The sequence below is a fragment of the Amphritea sp. genome (genome assembly GCF_050300915.1).
Taxonomy (GTDB): Bacteria; Pseudomonadota; Gammaproteobacteria; order Pseudomonadales; family Balneatricaceae; genus Amphritea.
The window spans coordinates 1-604 of the sequence record NZ_JBNKYN010000201.1 but is presented as its reverse complement, the minus strand read 5'-3'; the positions used below and the strand labels follow the sequence as shown (position 1 = coordinate 604).

The window sequence follows — 604 nt, the reverse complement described above, 5'->3', positions numbered from 1 at the left end:
GGATGAGCTCGGAGCAACTAGCTAACAAGCTCATATCGCAAATCTCTAGCTACGAAAAAATCATTACTCAGTGCGAGCCTCATCGTATCGAAGGAATGATCCGTGTGTGCGTAGAAAAAATCGAGGAGAATCAATCTGGAAATTCTTACCATGTAATGTACACCTTTATGTGGTGGCCTGAATCTGAAATGGTGGCGTATACCTCAGCCGGAACCAAACCTGAACTGTGGGATTCTTATTCATCAATTTTTGACACAATGGCAGAAATCGAGGTCGTTGGCGATTTAACTCGGAAAAACGCTCATAACAAATCAATGCAGCCGACCGCTAACGCGTCGGCTGATTGAGGCGTTAGGGGCTTTTTGTCGAGAATGTTAAATCGAGCAATACGGCAGGTAAGCACCACCCATCAAGTTCGAGTCAGTGCAGTCTAGCTTCACCAAATAGCATCGCCTAACTAAGTTACAACAATAAGCAACATAGCAGGGAGGTAGTCGCAGTGATCAGCCTAGCACCATCCAAAACGTTCGCACTTAGCCTACGTCAACCCGTCGCGTCCGTTCACTTCATGTGGTCCATCGTCAACGAACGCCAGCCCGGCGTT

General features: G+C 47.2%; 1 protein-coding gene. It reads left to right on the top strand.

All coding sequences use genetic code 11. The features are described from left to right. On the top strand, positions 1 to 347 hold a 347-nt coding region (locus ACQY8X_RS21065), incomplete at its 5' end, for a hypothetical protein (RefSeq protein WP_428037085.1). Between the last annotated feature and the right edge of the window lie 257 nt (positions 348 to 604).